The organism is Streptomyces pseudoechinosporeus (assembly GCF_054783935.1).
Genome location: NZ_BAAGPS010000107.1, coordinates 1 through 1,304 on the forward strand (window position 1 = coordinate 1; position 1,304 = coordinate 1,304).

The 1,304-nt window shown below is 71.9% G+C and carries 1 protein-coding gene; it reads right to left on the bottom strand.

The window, feature by feature from the left end; all coding sequences use genetic code 11:
• Positions 1–159: 159 nt before the first annotated feature.
• A partial coding sequence (locus tag ACYVO6_RS49430) for an NADH-quinone oxidoreductase subunit N (RefSeq protein WP_461073626.1) occupies positions 160–1,304 on the bottom strand: 1,145 nt, incomplete at its 5' end.

Sequence of the window (1,304 nt, forward strand, 5' to 3'; positions counted from 1 at the left end):
GCTCCCGAGGCGTCACCAGCCGAGCCGTGTCGTAGAACACGGCCAAGAGGATCAACACGCCGATCAGTGACGCCACCACCGCAGCCATATCGCCTCACCGGCCAGGATGGACATCCAGCGGCTACCCCCGCTCAGCAGCGGCGGCACGCACCGGAGTGGTCAGGGCGCGAGCGAACCGCCCAGGACGTCGAGAACAGTCCCGCCGACCAGCCCGAGTACGACGGATCCGGCGGCCGCCCCGCAGGCGATCACGGTGGCCGTCCGTGATGTCGTACGGAAGTCACCCGCGGGTCCGCTCGCGAGGAACGCCGGGGCGATCCAGCGCAGGTAGTAGAAGAGGGAGGCCACCGTGTTGACGGCCGCGACGACGGCCAGCCAGGCGTAGCCGCCGTCGAAGGCCGCGCTGAAGGCCTCCAGTTTGCCGAGGAACACTGCGGTCGGGGGCGTGCCCACCAGGCCCAGCAAGCAGACGACGAGCGAGGCCAGCAGGGCCGGGTGCGCCCGTGCCAGGCCCCGGTAGTCGTCGATGGCGTGGGCTCCGGGCAGTGCGCAGACGACGGCGAAGGCCCCGAGGTTGGTCAGCGCGTACCCGGCCAGGTAGTACAGCAGCGCCTCCTGGTCGAGGTCGGTGCGTCCGGCAACGGCCACCGGGAGCAGGAGGTAGCCGACCTGGCTGATGGTGGAGTACGCGAGCAGCCGTTTGACGTCCTGCTGGAAGAAGGCCGCCAGGTTGCCCAGGGTCATCGAGGCGACCGAGAGCACCGCCACCAGGTCGGCCCAGGGCAGGTCGGCGTCCGCGAGCGGCACGGCGGCGAGCCGGTAGAGGGCCGCCAAGGCGCCGACCTTCGGGATGGTGGTGAGGAAGGCGGCGACCGGGGCCGAGCTGCCCTGGACGGCATCCGGTACCCAGAAGTGGCCGGGCACGCCTCCGGCCTTGAAGAGCACGCCTGCCAGCAGGGCAAGCGTGCCGACCGCCACCAGTCCGGCGGGTGCCTCGGCGAGCTCCGGGCGCAGCATGGGGTACGCGGTCGCCCGGCCGGCGGCGAGCAGGACGGTGATGCCGGCGAGCATCAGGACGCCGAGGAGCGCGCCGACGACGTAGAACTTCAGGGCAGCTTCGGTGCCGGGGCCGTCCTTGCGGAACCCGGCCAGCGCGTAGGCGGGCACGCTCGCCAGCAGGTAGCCGGCGGCGAGGAGCAGCAGGTCCTGGGCTCCGGCCAGTACGAGGGCACCCGTGGCGGCGAGCTGGAGCAGGACGTAGAACTCGGTTTCGCGCGGGTCGGCGTACAGGCGCGGCATGGCGA